Here is a 13,298-nt window from a genome sequence, read left to right on the forward strand (position 1 = left end):
CTTTCCTCAGGGGGTGGCGAGGGCCTCGGTCGGGGAGAGGCGGGACGCGCGGACGGCCGGGTAGAGGCCGGCCAGGCCGCCGATCACGAGGGTCGCGGCCACGCCGCCGAGCATGGCCCACGCCGGGACCACCGTCGGCCAGCTCTGGTACGCCGCGTAGCCCGAGGTCACCGCGATGCCGAGCAGCACGCCGCCCACCCCGCCGAGCGCCGACAGCAGCAGCGACTCGGCGAGGAACTGCAGGCGGACCTGCCCCCGGGTCGCGCCGAGCGAGCGCCGCAGGCCGATCTCGGCCCGGCGTTCCAGCACCGAGATGACCATGGTGTTGGCCACCCCCACCCCACCGACCAGCAGCGCGACGGCGCCCAGGCCGAGCAGCAGGCCGGTGAAGGCCTGGTTGGCGGCCTGCTTCGCGGCCAGCGCGTCCGACGGGCGGGACACGTCGACCTCGTTCGGGGCCTGTGGGTTGGCCGTCGCGGCGAGCACGCCGCGCACCGCGTCGACGGCGCTCTCCACGGCCCGGGTGTAGACGGTGGTCGGGTGCTCGTCGAAGCCGAGCCGGCCGGCCGCAGCCGGCCAGCCGACCAGCACCGCCGAGTCCAGCTCGGGGGCGAGCGGCACCGGCTCCAGCACGCCCACCACGGTGAAGCGCTGACCGCCGACCATCACCTGCGTGTCGGGAGCGGCCGCGCCGATGCCCAGCCGGGCCGCCGTGTCCGCGCCGAGCAGGACCGCCGGATAGCGCTCGGTCGCCGCGTTCAGCCAGGTGCCGGAGCGCAGCCTGGCGCCCACCGTGTCGAGCAGGTCCAGGCGGGCGGCGTACACGGCCAGGCCGTTGGTCTGCGCCGCCGGGATCCGGTCCGAGCGGTAGACCTTCACCCCGTCCACCCGGCCGATCGCCGACACCCGCTGCACCGGCGCGATCCGGTCGATCATCGCGACCGACTCGACGGGCAGCTGCGCGTCCTCGCCGAACATGGTCCGGCCCGGGGTGACCGTGAGCAGGTTGGTGCCCAGCGCCTCCAGCGTGCGGTCCAGCTCGGCCCGCGAGGACGACGAGATGCCCACCACGGCGATCATCGCGGCGATGCCGATCGCGATGCCCAGCGCGGACAGGAACGCCCGCACGGGCCGGGTGCGCAGCCCGACTCCTCCGACGCGGAGCACGTCACGTGGCCGCAGCCGGGCCGGGTGGAGCCGGGGCAGGGCGGGTGCCGTCATCGCGACCACCCCGCGACCCGCCGCTCGCCGGCCGCCGACACGGGCGTGTCGGCCGTGTCGGAGTCGGCGACGACCTTGCCGTCGCGCATGTGGATCTGGCGGGGCAGGCCGGCGGCGATCTCCCGGTCGTGGGTGATGATCACGACCGTGGTGCCCGTGGCGTGCAGCTCGTGCAGCAGGGCCATGATCCCGGCGCCGGAGGCCGAGTCGAGGTTGCCCGTCGGCTCGTCCGCCAGCAGCAGCGGCGGCTCGCCGACCACGGCTCGCGCGATGGCGACCCGCTGGCGCTCGCCGCCGGACAGCTCGTGCGGCTCGTGGTCGAGCCGGTGGCCCAGCCCGACCCGCACCAGCGCGGCCTCGGCGCGGCGGCGGCGTTCGCCCAGCGGGTGCCCGGCGTAGAGCAGCCCGTCGGCGACGTTGTCCAGGGCGCTCACCCCGGCGGCGAGGTGGAACTGCTGGAACACGAACCCGATCCGGGCCGCCCGCAGTGCCGACAGCTGCCGGTCGGAGAGGGCCGCCACGTCGTATCCCGCGATGCGCACCGCGCCCGCGCTGGGCCGGTCCAGGGTGCCGACGATGTGCAGCATGGTCGACTTGCCCGAGCCGGACGGGCCGACGATGGCCGCCATCTCCCCCGGGCCGACCTCCAGCGACACCCCGTCCAGCGCCCGTACGCCACCGGGATAGACCTTGGTGACGCCGTCCAGGGCGATCATCGTGGGATCCCCACGGTCATGCCCTCGCTGAGCCCGCCGCCGCTGACCTCGACCCGCCCGCCGGAGAACAACCCGGTCTCGACGGCCACGTACCGGCTGGCGCCGTTCTCGACCACCTCGACGCCGTAGCCGCCCTCGCGCAGCGCGACCAGGGCGGCGACCGGCACGGTCAGCACGTCGGGACGCTCGGCGGCGGTGAGTGTGACGTCGACCGCGGCCTGGTCGAACGCCCCGGCCGCCTTTTGATCCGCCAGCGACACGATCGCCTCGATCTTGGTCTCGGCCTCGCCCTGGCCCTCGCCGGCCTCGATCACGGTGTACGCCTGCGTGATCTTCCCCGTGACGTCTCCGGCGCCCGGCAGCGCCACCTGGACGGTGGCCCCCTCCTTGGCCAGCCGCTGGTCGGCGACGTCGAGCTGGACCACGACCACGCGCACCGTGCCGGTGTACTTCAGCACCGCGCCGCCCGGCTGGGCGGGGGCGGCGGCGGTCGCGTCCACGCTGTCGACGCGTACCTCGCCCGCGGCGAAGACGACCCGGCCGAACTCGACCCGGCCCGTCTCCTTCAGCCCGAGGTCCTCCTGCCACTGCTTCACCGCGCTCGCGGTGGAAGCGGTGAACTCCTTGTCCACCGTGAAGCCGGTGTAGCCGAGCGCCTTGAGGTTCTGCTCCAGCTGCTTCACGTCGGCGCCCTCGTCCCCGACCTTGAGCTCGCGGTATGCCGGGACGGTGCCGTACATGAGCACCACCGGGCTGTTGTCGATCTTGTAGAGGGCGCGGCCCCGCTTCACCACGGCGCCCGCCTCGGGCAGCCAGGTCACGGTGCCGTTGAGCCGGTTCACGGCCGAGTAGGTGGGCCCGAAGCCCAGCTCGCCGTCCAGCGTCTGGGTGTCGTGCAGCGTCTGGCGGGTGACCGGGGCGGTCGCGGGCGGCAGGTTCGAGGCGGTCGGCGTACCCCCGCCTCCGCCGCCGAAGCCGATCGCGGCGGCCGTGGCCGCACCACCGGCGGCCAGCGCGCCCGCCACCAGCAGCGCGGTGCGGCCGCCCCGGCGGCGGCGCCGCGTGGCTGCGGCGCCGCCGTCGGTCCGGATCTCGGAGAGCTGGGCCGTGCCGGTCACGATCCCACCTTCGCCGGGCCGCCGAGACCGGGCATGAACTTGTCCTGGCAGAGCTTCTGCGCCGCCTCGAAGTCCGGGTCCTCGCCGACCGAGCGGTCGATCCGGATGCCGTTGCCGTCCGGGTCGGGGAAGTTGGGCACCCCGTTGTCCCGCATGCACTGGGCGAACTTGCGCATGTTCTCTTCCATCTGCGGATCGGGCTTGCCGGGCCCGTTCTCGCCGAACGGCGAGTACTCCTTGCACGCCTCCTGCGCGGCCTGCATCTTGTCCCGGTCCATCGGGCCGCCGCTCATACGGATCCGGACGGGCCCGCCGTTGGGGTCGGGGTCGTCCATCTGAATGCCGTGCTCGCGCATGCACTGGGCGAACTTGATCCCGCGCTCCTGCTGGCTCAGGCTCGGGCCCGCGCTCGGCGTCGCCGTCGCCGTCGCGCCGCCCACGGTGGCGATGCCGTCGCCGTCGCCCTCCTGCGCGCAGCCGGCCAGCGCCAGCGCCGCCGTGAGGGGCAGCGCGAGCGCCGCGCCCAGCAGCCGTCGCTTCATCACGTGGTCTCCTTCGTCGGGCCGCCGGCCGGTCGCCCGCGGCACGCTGCCCAGTCCACGCGGGCGCCCGTTTCCCGGCCGTTTCCGCCCGCGATAACGCCGGGGAAACAACGGTCCGGGTAACCATTGGCGGGCCGGGCGGCTCCGGCGGGGAGGGGAAACCGGACATGCGGGTGCTCGTGGTCGAAGACGAGGCGCTGCTGGCCGACGCGATCGCGGAGTGGCTGCGTGACGACGCTCACGCGGTCGACGTGGTGTACGACGGCGACGCGGCGCTGGAGCGGCTGGCCGTGCACGACTACGACGTGGTGCTGCTGGACCGGGACCTGCCCGCGGTGCACGGCGACGAGGTGTGCCGCTCGCTGGTGGGCAGCGGCTCCGAGGCGCGGGTGCTGATGCTGACCGCCGCCGCCGACGTGCGCGACCGGGTGTCCGGGCTGACCCTGGGCGCCGACGACTACCTGACCAAGCCCTTCGCCTTCCCCGAGCTGGCCGCGCGGGTGCACGCGCTCGGCCGCCGCGCCCGCCCGGCCGCCGCGCCGACGCTGGCCCGCGCCGGGATCCGGCTCGACCCGGCCCGCCGCGAGGTGTTCCGGGACGGGCACTACGTGCCGCTGTCGCGCAAGGAGTTCGGCGTGCTGGCCGAGCTGCTGCGTGCCGAGGGCGGCGTGGTGTCCGCGGAGACGCTGCTGGAGAAGGTCTGGGACGAGCACGCCGACCCGTTCACCTCGGCGATTCGGCTGACCATCCTGAAGCTGCGCCGCAAGCTGGGCGACCCGCCCGTCATCGCCACCGTCGCCGGAGTGGGGTATCGGATCCCGTGAGACTGCCGTCGTACCGCCTGACCATCCGCGCCCGGCTCACCCTGGTCTACGGCGTGCTGTTCCTGCTGGCCGGGCTCACCCTGCTGGTGGTGACCTATTTCCTGCTGGACCGGACGGTGCTGCAGAACTTCACCTACCGCCTGGCGCTGCCGGACCCGGCCCTGGCCGAACCAGGCACGCAGGGCGCCCGCGCGACCCGGGTGCTCATCGCGGGCGACCCGGCGGTCCTCAGCGAGCTGGACAAGCAGGCCGCGCAGCTGCGCGAGGCGACCCGGCTGCAGCTGCTCCAGCTGGGGGCGATCGCGCTGGTGCTGGTCAGCGCGATCTCGGCAGGGCTGGGCTGGCTGCTCGCCGGGCGGCTGCTGTCGCCGCTGCACCGGATCACCGAGACCGCCCGGCGGATCAGCACCGCGCCGGCCGCCGACCGCGGCCTGCACGAGCGCATCGCGCTGACCGGCCCGCACGACGAGATCCGCGAGCTGGCGGACACCTTCGACGCCATGCTGGCCCGGCTCGACCACGCGTTCGACGGGCAGCGGCGCTTCGTCGCCAACGCGTCCCACGAGCTGCGTACGCCGCTGACGCTGAACCGCTCCCTGGTGGAGCTGGCCATGCACCGCAGGACGGCCAGCGACGACGTGAAGCGGCTCGGCGAGACGCTGCTCGACATCAACGGCCGCCACGAGCGCCTCATCGACGGGCTGCTGGTGCTGGCCCGCTCGGAGAACGAGGTGGTCGAGCGGCGGCCGGTGGATCTGGCCGACATCGTCGACCATGTCGCAGCCCAGGGCGCCGCCACGGCGGCCGAGGCCGGGGTCGAGGTCGCCGTCGAGGCCGCGCCCGCCGAGACGACCGGCGACCCGGTGCTGCTGGAGCGGGTCGCGCAGAACCTGATCGGCAACGGCGTACGGCACAACGCCCCGGGCGGCTGGGTGCGCGCGGTGACCCGCACCCACGGCGGCCGGGCCGAACTGGAGGTGTCGAACACCGGGCCGGTGGTGGCCGCGTACGAGGTGGAGGCGCTGTTCGAGCCGTTCCGCAGGGGCAGCGAGCGCACCCGCTCCGACCAGGGGGTGGGGCTGGGGTTGTCGATCGTGCGGGCGATCACCCGCGCCCACGGCGGGGAGGTGGCGGCCCGCCCCCGCGAGGGCGGCGGCCTGATCGTCACCGTCTCCCTCCCTGGTTAACGCTGCGTGTATCGAGCCACTCCCCCGTCGGCGGGCGACCGCCGCATCGGGCCGGTCAGGGTAAGCTCTCCGCTGGTCGCGTCCGTCGATTGGTTACAGGGAGTATCTGGTGAGCGTTGCGCTGGTGACCGGCTCGGCCGGTCTGATCGGTTCCGAGGCGGCCCGCCACTTCGCCGGCCTGGGCATGCACGTCGTCGGCCTCGACAACGACATGCGCAAGTACTTCTTCGGCGAGGACGGCTCGACCGCGTGGAGCCTGGTCAACCTGACCAGCAAACTCGGTGACTCGTACACCCACTACGACGTCGACATCCGCGACCGCGACGTGCTCAACAAGATCTTCGAGCGGTACGGCAAGGACATCTCGCTCGTCATCCACACCGCGGCCCAGCCCAGCCACGACTGGGCGGCCAAGGAGCCGTTCACCGACTTCGACGTCAACGCCGTCGGCACGCTCAACGTGCTGGAGTACACCCGCCAGCACTGCCCCGACGCCGCGTTCATCTTCTGCTCGACGAACAAGGTCTACGGCGACACCCCCAACCGCCTCCCGCTGGTCGAGCAGGAGACGCGTTACGAGATCGACCCGGCGCACCAGTTCGCCAACGGCATCACCGAAGAGATGACGATCGACAACAGCCTGCACTCGATCTTCGGCGTCTCCAAGGTCGCCGCGGACGTGGCGGTGCAGGAGTACGGCCGCTACTTCGGCATGAAGACCGCCGCCTTCCGCGGTGGCACGCTGACCGGCCCGGCGCACTCCGCCGCCGAGCTGCACGGCTTCCTGGCGTACCTGATGCGCTGCGTGATGGAGGGCCGGACCTACAACCTGTTCGGCTACAAGGGCAAGATGGTGCGCGACGCGATCCACTCGCACGACGTGCTCACCGCGTTCGAGGCGTTCTTCCGCAACCCGCGCTCCGGCGAGGTCTACAACCTGGGCGGCGGCCGCTTCTCCAACACCTCCCACCTGGAGGCGTTCGCCATCGCCGAGCAGATCACCGGCAAGCAGGCGCAGGTCAACTACGTGGAGCAGAACCGCGTCGGCGACCACCAGTGGTACGTCAGCGACATGGCCAAGTTCCAGGCGCACTACCCGGACTGGAAGATGACCTACGACGTCCCGGCTATCCTCAACGAAATCTACGAGGCCAACGCCGACAAGTGGATGTAGCCCCCACCTGCGCACATTGAGGTACGCGATGACGACGACGCCGACCACCGGCAGCAAGCGCAACGTGCTCGGCGTCTTCGTCGACGCCACCGACTACGCCGACGCCACGGAGCGCATCATCCGCGCCGCGACGGACGGCCGCCCGTTCGCGGTCACCGCGCTGGCGGTGCACGGCGTGATGGAGGGCGTCGCCGATGCCCGGCTCGGCGCCCAGCTCAACAGCTTCGACCTGATCACCCCCGACGGCCAGCCGGTGCGCTGGGCGCTCAACCTGCTGCACGGCGCCGCCCTGCGCGACCGGGTGTACGGCCCCGAGCTGACCCTGCGGGTGCTGGCCCGCGCCGCCGAGGACGGCCTGCCGGTGTACCTCTACGGCTCCACCCAGCCCACGCTGGACCGGCTGATCCCGGCGCTGATCGCGAAGTTCCCCGGGCTGAAGATCGCCGGCAGTGAGCCGTCGAAGTTCCGCGGCGTGGAGCCCGGCGAGCCGGAGCAGATCGCGGCCCGCATCGCCGGCTCCGGCGCGCGCATCGTGCTGGTCGGCCTGGGCTGCCCGCGGCAGGAGAAGTTCACCTACGCCATGCGGCCGTTCCTGGACATGCCGCTGCTGGCGGTCGGGGCGGCGTTCGACTACCACGCGGGCGGGCTGCGCAAGCCGCCCGCGTGGATGCAGCGCTACGCCCTGGAGTGGCTGTGGCGCCTGGGCCTGGAGCCCAAGCGCCTGTGGCGCCGCTACCTGATCCTCAACCCGAAGTACCTGGCCCGCCTGGGCGCCCAGAAGACCCGCCTCTGGCGCGCCACCCCGGCCACCCCCGCCACCGAATCCCCGGCAACTTTCGCGGTGTGACGGCCTGAAGCCCAGCCGGCGCGCGGCCCGGCCGCCGGGCGCACCCGACAGGAGCGGAAGTCCGCGCAGCGGACGAGCGACCGGAGGGTAAGCCCGGCTTCAGAGGCCGGACGCCGCGCCCGCGGAGCGGGCGCCAGATTAACGGTTGCGCTGGTAGATCAAGTCGAGGACGGAGCGGGTCGCTTCGAACCAGCGGTTGAGCCATTCGGCGGTGGGCTGGGAGCCGCGGGGCGGGAGTTCGAGCAGCAGGCCGCGGAGCAGCGGGTGGTCCACCAGCGACGTGGCGGGCACGTCCAGCCAGCTCGGCGAGCCGAACGGCTGCTCGCTGAAGCCCTCCAGGGCGAGCGCCTGCAGCGGGCCGGGGCCGGGTTCGAGCAGGGTGTCGCCCGGCAGCTGCGCCCGTTCCTGGTCGCGTTCGCGGTCGCGGAGGATCCGGTCGCGGCCGCTGGGGCTGGCGGGCTGGCTGGGCACGTGCTCAGGCATCGTCATCTCGTCCTACCTGGTCGGCGCGTTACGCGGTGTGGTCAACCGGCGTCTGATACAACGACCGCAGCGGAGTGCAGGCGACGGTCAACCCGCGGCCGTGACTGCACGTGTTGCTTGCGTGACTAAGCGCAAGCTAACCAGTTGTGCATCACGTGCGGGGGAACCACGATGGCCGCTGAACCGGCGTCCACACCGCTGCCGTCCCAGGTGACGGCGGCACAGCTCATCGGCGAGCTCAGCCGGCTGGTCCGGCAGCTGCCGTGTCCCCACTGCGGCCAGGAGGCCGCCGACCACGGGGACGCGCCGCCGTCACCACCGCCGCAGACGCTGGTCCCGGCCGCCCGGGAGCCGTACGACGACACCCCGCCGCGCGATCCGCTGGACGAGATCGACGACGAGGAGCGCTGGCTCTGGCGGCTGGTCGAGGAGGCGGAGCGGGTGGCCGCGGCGGCGCCGGCGGGGCCCGACCCGCGGCAGCTGGCGCTGGCCGAGCAGCGCTGCCAGGAGGCGTTCGAGGCCGAGCAGAAGGTGCGGGCACGCATCCAGGCGACGCAGCAGGCGCTGGCGCAACCGTCCTCCTGGCTGCGCCCGAGGCACCGGGCCGCACTGGTGCGCCACCTGCGCGAGGACCGGGCCGCGGTGGTGCTGACCGCGATCCAGCGGGGCCGGATCGAGGAGATCCGCGGCCGGCTGCGCGGGGTCGCCGAGCGCCGCGCGGCGTACCTGACGGCGCACCGGACCACGCTGGAGGCCGGGCGCAACGCGCGGGACGAGCTGACCCGGGTGCTCGACGACCTGATCGACCGCTACTCCCGGATGCCCCAGCCGCCGGCCTGGTTCCGGTTCGGCCTGGACTTCCCACCCGAGCCGGGGCGGCGCCGGGAGTGGCTCGACCAGGCGCGGGAGACGATGACGCAGCGGCGGCGCGCCTCCCTGCACCGGCTGGTCCTCTGACGGCGAAGGACCCCTTCCGGCGCCGTCGGGGCGGCGCGCGGAAGGGGTCCTCGTCAGCTGTGTGCCAGAGCTGTCAGCGGGGCGACCTCACAGGTCGAACTCCCCGTCCTTCGCACCCTCCACAAACGCGTCCCACTCGTCCGGCGTGAAGATCAGCGCCGGGCCGGTGGGGTTCTTGGAGTCGCGCAGCGCGACCGCGCCACTCACGAACGCCACTTCAACACAGTTGTCGCAGTTCGGCCCACTCCGGGTGCTCTTGTACCAACGTGCTTGACTCAGATCGACTCGAAACCCCTTGGTCTCGATTTCCATAGTGGCTCCTCCGCCAGTTGTGCGATCAGCTCGGCGGACTCCTCGGGGCTCAGCGCGGCCCTCTGGACGTTCTCGAAGATCCTGGCGTACTTCTGCAGTTCGTCGTTCTTTTCGAGGAAGAGTCCCCCGGTCGCATTCTCCGCGTAAACGACGTCGGAGTCATCCTGTTCGGCAAACTCCAGAATCGCGAAAGTACCGTCCATACCGGCATGTGAACCGCTTTCGAACGGCAATACCGACATGGTTACGTTCTGCCACGAGGCCGCTTCAGCAAGTAGCCGCAATTGGTCTCGCATGACCTTGTCGCCGCCAACGGGCCGGCTCAGCACCGACTCATCGAGCACCACCTGAAACCTGATCGCATCGTCTTGTCGCGTGAGCAACGATTGGCGGGCCATCCGGACACGGACTCTGTTCATGACGTCTTCGTCCGTCCAGTCCGGCTGGGCACCGCGGATCATCGCCTCAGCGTATTCGGCTGTCTGCAGCAGTCCCGGGACGACCTGTTGCTCGTACGCCCTGATGGAACTGGCTGCAGCTTCCAACCCGACATAGGCACCGACCAGCACGCTGCTGTACGGGTGCCACCAGCCCTTCTGCCTCGCCTCCTTGGCGATCTCAACGAGCACGTCGACCTCCTCGGCCGACGTGCCGTAGATGGTCAGCATGTCGCGGACATCGCGACTGGTCACCGAGCTGTGCCCGGTCTCGATACGCGAGATCTTGGACTGGGAACACTCCATCCTGTCGGCGACGAACTCCAGCGTGATGCCGGCGTTCTCGCGCCGTTTCCGCAGCTCGGCGCCGAGTCTTCGGCGACGCACGGTCGGGCTCTGTCGGGTTGTCACGGCGCACCTCCGCGACGCATGTCGGCGGAGGCACGTGTGCCATGCCCCCGCCCAGCAATTGGTCTGTCCTGTTGGGAGTCTGCTCCGACAATCGGCGAATCTTCAACCGGCCGAACGCACAGAGGGTGCGACACGGCATCAGCGGGCGGACGGCCAACAGCATGTCATATACCGGACGAATGACACCAGACCGCATACGCACTTTGCAACTTGCATTCGGCAAAGTCTTCCGGCACAGTGTCTGTTATGGGCCCCGGTGGTGCTGATCTTCCGTTTTCATGATCACACACAGTGGGCGGAGCTTCACCTCTAGCGTTCAACGAGCGACATCCGAATACGTGTTGTTCCAGATCTGCGGTATGACGAGAAGCAGGAGACAAGGTGACTCCCCAGGCCGGCGACATCCTCCACGTCACTCGTGAAGCCAGCGTCCAGTTCCTGCGCCCGATGATGTTCCGGGTGATCCGTGTCCACGACTGGCCGACCTACGAGGGCTGGGTCTGGCTGGACGGCTACCAGCTCAACGCCGCGGGGGACGCGGTGGAGCGCCGCTCGATCTTCGTACAGCGCGCCGGGTTGCGGATCGTCCCGGACAACAGCGCCGCCGCGCGGGCCCGCAAGGCGCCGGCCCGGGCCGGCCAGCGCCCGGGGCTGAGCCGCCCCCACCTGCGCCCGGCGACCGCCGGCGTGCGCTGAGCAATTCTCGCGAATCCTGCCCGGACCGGACCTGACCCGGCCTACGCTCGAATGACCCTAGTTTGAACGACGGTAGCGACCCGCCCGGTCGGCCTGCGTCCATGCACAGGCGGCCGCGACGAGCCCCTACCGTCGGCGGAACTCGTTCGGCCGGCACGTCGCCACAGCTGTCGCGGCAGGCTGCCCGTCCGGCGTTCCGTTCCTCCGCGTGGCACGGCACCCGCTCACCCGGGAGACGGCGCCATGGACAACCGAACCATCGCTCCTGGACGCGGTTCCAGAGCGACCGTTCCACATCGGCCCCATCGGCTCGCCGCACTGTGCGGTGCGGCGCTGGCAGCGGCGTTGTTCACGCCGGTGCCGGCGACGGCCGGGGCCAGCGAGGGGGCAGCCGCAACGGCCGCGGCCGCATCCGTCGCGCGGCAGGCAGCGCCGCCTGCCGTGATCTCCGAGCACACCGTGTCCAGCGAACTCATGGCGCGGTCGCTCATCTCCACCGGCATGATCGGCATAGGACTCGCCCTCGGCGGGATCGTCATCGTCACCCACCGGCGCCGCCAGTGGTGACGGCAGCCGACACGGCGGGAGGCCCGTTCCGGAACTCCGGAACGGGCCTCCCGCCGCGCTCACTCCTCTTCGGGGCTGGGGCTGGGGCTCGGCTCCGGGCTGGGGCTCGGCGAGGGCGACGGGCTGCTCGGCGCGACCGCGATCACGAGCTGGACGCTCTCCCCGGGCGCGAGCTCCGTCCCGGACTCCGGGTCGACGTCCACGACGGTTCCCGGATCCGCCTCGTCGGTCGGGCGCAGCGAGATGCGGGGGTTCAGGCCGACCGCGGTGAGCGCGTCGATCGCCTCCTGTTCGGTCATGCCGATCAGGTCGTCCGGCACCGCCACCAGGCTGGGGACGGGGGACGGCGTCGGCGACGGACTGGGCGCGGCGCTGGTCGGCGCGGCCGAGGTCACCACCGGCGAGGGGGAGGCGCTCGGCTCCGGCGTGGGGCCCGCGCCGCGCAGCGCGAACCAGGCCGCCACCCCGAACAGCAGCAGGAGCAGCAGCACGATCCCGGCGATGATCAGCGGCGCGCGCCAGGTCCGCTCCCCTTCGCCGTACTCGATGCCGGGCGGCGGCGTCGCGTCGCGCATCGGCCCACCGTCCCGGCTGGGCACGCCCGCGCGCCCGGTCCAGACGTCCTGGGGCGGCAGCACCGAGGTGCGGTCCTCCGGTGGCGGGGGCGGCGCCGGTGTGCCGCCGTGGGGCGGCAGCACCGAGGTCCGGTCGTCGTCCGGACCATCGACGGGCGGCATCGCCCTGGTGCGGTCGTCGTCCGGCGGCACCGCGCCGTACGGCGGCAGCGCCGAGGTGGGCCGGTCTCCCGGGCCGCCCGGCAGGACGGTGGTCGGTTCGTCGCCGGGCACCCTGCCGGGCAGCACCGTGGTCGGCTCGTCGCCGCCCGGGGTGCGGTCCGCGGGCTCCTCGTCCGGGTGGGCGGCGGGCAGGCGGGTGGTCTCGTCGGGCGGGGGCGGCTCGGAGCCGGGCCCGCCCGGGGCGTCCCTGTCATCGTGCGCATCGGACATGGTGCCGTCCTACCACGTCCGCCGGACGGTTACGCCTCACCCACCGTGCGTGGCGTGCCCGGGCACGCCACGCACCTGGTCAGCCCGCTGCCGGCGACGGCGACTGCGCCACGCCGCACGTCAGGTCGATCGCGTCGTTCCAACCGACCTCCTGGTCCTTCGGGACCGAGACGGCCAGCACCGTGCCGCTACGGCCGTTGAGGTACCGCCCGATCCGCAGGCCCTGCTCCACCAGCTTCTTCTGCGCGGCGCTGCAGGACTGGCCGACCACGTCCGGCATCGGGAAGCGGACCCGCGGCCCGGCCACCACGATCGTCACGGACGTGCCGCGCAGCACCGGCTGCCCGGCGGCGGGCACGCTGCTCAGCACGGACTCCGCGGCGGCCGTACTCGCCTCGTCGAACTCGACCTTCACCGAGACGCCGAACCTCGCCATGATCTCCAGGCGGGCCTCACGGAAGGGCCGGGTCAGCACGTCGGGCATGGTCTGGAACCCGCCCCCGGTGGCCGACGGGCTGGGCTCGGGCGTGGGCGAGGGCAGCTCACTCGGCGACGGGCTCGGGCTCGGCGAGGCGACCACCGCCGACGGGCTGGCGCTGGCCTGCGCCTGCGGCTCCGCACCGGTGCCGGCGACGTACCATCCGATCGCGAGCCCGGCGACGGCGAGCATCACCGTCGCGGTCGCCAGCAGCGCGATCGTGCCGGGGCTGAACCCGCGCGGTCGCTGTGACGACGTCATGGGCGCCGTCTCCTGCCACGGGTCGGTCATGCTGGTCTCCTCTTTCGGGGTACGCCCGGC

The 13,298-nt window shown here is 72.4% G+C and carries 16 protein-coding genes; 7 read left to right on the forward strand and 9 right to left on the reverse strand.

The genetic code is table 11. The features are described from left to right. Positions 1–6 precede the first annotated feature (6 nt). From CS0771_RS06245 to CS0771_RS38575, 4 genes are read right to left on the reverse strand one after another with little or no spacing between them, the layout of a single operon-like run. The gene (locus tag CS0771_RS06245; protein ID WP_212840170.1) at positions 7–1,221 is read right to left on the reverse strand and encodes an ABC transporter permease; all 1,215 of its coding nucleotides are present in this window, start codon (positions 1,219–1,221) and stop codon (positions 7–9) included. After that, positions 1,218–1,937 (reverse strand): ABC transporter ATP-binding protein, encoded by a 720-nt coding sequence (locus tag CS0771_RS06250; RefSeq protein ID WP_212840171.1) that lies wholly within the window; start codon positions 1,935–1,937, stop codon positions 1,218–1,220. Before CS0771_RS06250 ends, CS0771_RS06245 begins: the two co-directional genes overlap by 4 nt. Continuing rightward, a complete protein-coding gene (locus tag CS0771_RS38570; RefSeq protein WP_244870636.1) occupies positions 1,934–3,055 on the reverse strand; it encodes a peptidoglycan-binding protein in 1,122 nt (373 codons plus the stop codon). The genes CS0771_RS06250 and CS0771_RS38570 overlap by 4 nt, the downstream gene beginning before the upstream one ends. Next, complete coding sequence (locus CS0771_RS38575; RefSeq protein WP_244870637.1) at positions 3,052–3,597, reverse strand: hypothetical protein; 546 nt, start codon at positions 3,595–3,597, stop codon at positions 3,052–3,054. The genes CS0771_RS38570 and CS0771_RS38575 overlap by 4 nt, the downstream gene beginning before the upstream one ends. A gap of 167 nt (positions 3,598–3,764) precedes the next feature. On the opposite strand from CS0771_RS38575, the gene CS0771_RS06260 reads away from it, so the two are divergent. From CS0771_RS06260 to CS0771_RS06275, 4 genes are all read left to right on the forward strand, one after another. Beyond that, positions 3,765–4,421 carry a response regulator transcription factor gene (locus CS0771_RS06260; protein ID WP_212840172.1) on the forward strand — a complete coding sequence of 219 codons (657 nt, stop codon included), beginning with the start codon at positions 3,765–3,767 and terminating at the stop codon, positions 4,419–4,421. After that, positions 4,418–5,608, forward strand: a complete 1,191-nt coding sequence (locus CS0771_RS06265) for a HAMP domain-containing sensor histidine kinase (protein ID WP_244870638.1) — start codon at positions 4,418–4,420, stop codon at positions 5,606–5,608. The genes CS0771_RS06260 and CS0771_RS06265 overlap by 4 nt, the downstream gene beginning before the upstream one ends. A gap of 109 nt (positions 5,609–5,717) precedes the next feature. Then, entirely contained in the window at positions 5,718–6,782 is a 1,065-nt protein-coding gene (locus tag CS0771_RS06270; protein ID WP_212840173.1) for an NAD-dependent epimerase/dehydratase family protein, read from the forward strand. A gap of 28 nt (positions 6,783–6,810) precedes the next feature. Further along, positions 6,811–7,629 (forward strand): WecB/TagA/CpsF family glycosyltransferase, encoded by an 819-nt coding sequence (locus CS0771_RS06275; RefSeq protein WP_212840174.1) that lies wholly within the window; start codon positions 6,811–6,813, stop codon positions 7,627–7,629. Between the two features lie 138 nt (positions 7,630–7,767). Here the strand turns inward: CS0771_RS06275 and CS0771_RS06280 are convergent, their stop codons facing one another. After that, complete coding sequence (locus tag CS0771_RS06280; protein ID WP_212846306.1) at positions 7,768–8,112, reverse strand: hypothetical protein; 345 nt, start codon at positions 8,110–8,112, stop codon at positions 7,768–7,770. A 171-nt stretch (positions 8,113–8,283) separates the two neighbouring features. Here CS0771_RS06280 and CS0771_RS06285 point away from each other — a divergent pair, with 171 nt between their 5' ends. Beyond that, entirely contained in the window at positions 8,284–9,069 is a 786-nt protein-coding gene (locus tag CS0771_RS06285; RefSeq protein ID WP_212840175.1) for a hypothetical protein, read from the forward strand. Positions 9,070–9,156: 87 nt separating this feature from the next. Here CS0771_RS06285 and CS0771_RS06290 read toward each other — a convergent pair whose 3' ends face one another. Further along, positions 9,157–9,375 (reverse strand): DUF397 domain-containing protein, encoded by a 219-nt coding sequence (locus tag CS0771_RS06290; RefSeq protein WP_212845653.1) that lies wholly within the window; start codon positions 9,373–9,375, stop codon positions 9,157–9,159. After that, positions 9,345–10,229 carry a helix-turn-helix transcriptional regulator gene (locus CS0771_RS06295; RefSeq protein ID WP_212840176.1) on the reverse strand — a complete coding sequence of 295 codons (885 nt, stop codon included), beginning with the start codon at positions 10,227–10,229 and terminating at the stop codon, positions 9,345–9,347. The genes CS0771_RS06290 and CS0771_RS06295 overlap by 31 nt, the downstream gene beginning before the upstream one ends. Before the next feature lie 381 nt (positions 10,230–10,610). Here CS0771_RS06295 and CS0771_RS06300 point away from each other — a divergent pair, with 381 nt between their 5' ends. Then, positions 10,611–10,925 (forward strand): hypothetical protein, encoded by a 315-nt coding sequence (locus CS0771_RS06300; RefSeq protein ID WP_212840177.1) that lies wholly within the window; start codon positions 10,611–10,613, stop codon positions 10,923–10,925. A gap of 243 nt (positions 10,926–11,168) precedes the next feature. Continuing rightward, on the forward strand, positions 11,169–11,492 hold the full coding sequence (locus CS0771_RS06305; protein ID WP_212840178.1) for a hypothetical protein: 324 nt from the start codon (positions 11,169–11,171) through the stop codon (positions 11,490–11,492). A 59-nt stretch (positions 11,493–11,551) separates the two neighbouring features. Here CS0771_RS06305 and CS0771_RS06310 read toward each other — a convergent pair whose 3' ends face one another. Further along, entirely contained in the window at positions 11,552–12,499 is a 948-nt protein-coding gene (locus tag CS0771_RS06310; protein ID WP_212840179.1) for a Stk1 family PASTA domain-containing Ser/Thr kinase, read from the reverse strand. Between the two features lie 79 nt (positions 12,500–12,578). Beyond that, positions 12,579–13,268 (reverse strand): PASTA domain-containing protein, encoded by a 690-nt coding sequence (locus CS0771_RS06315; protein WP_212840180.1) that lies wholly within the window; start codon positions 13,266–13,268, stop codon positions 12,579–12,581. Positions 13,269–13,298 lie beyond the last annotated feature (30 nt).

The sequence above is a fragment of the Catellatospora sp. IY07-71 genome (genome assembly GCF_018326265.1).
Taxonomy (GTDB): domain Bacteria; phylum Actinomycetota; class Actinomycetes; order Mycobacteriales; family Micromonosporaceae; genus Catellatospora.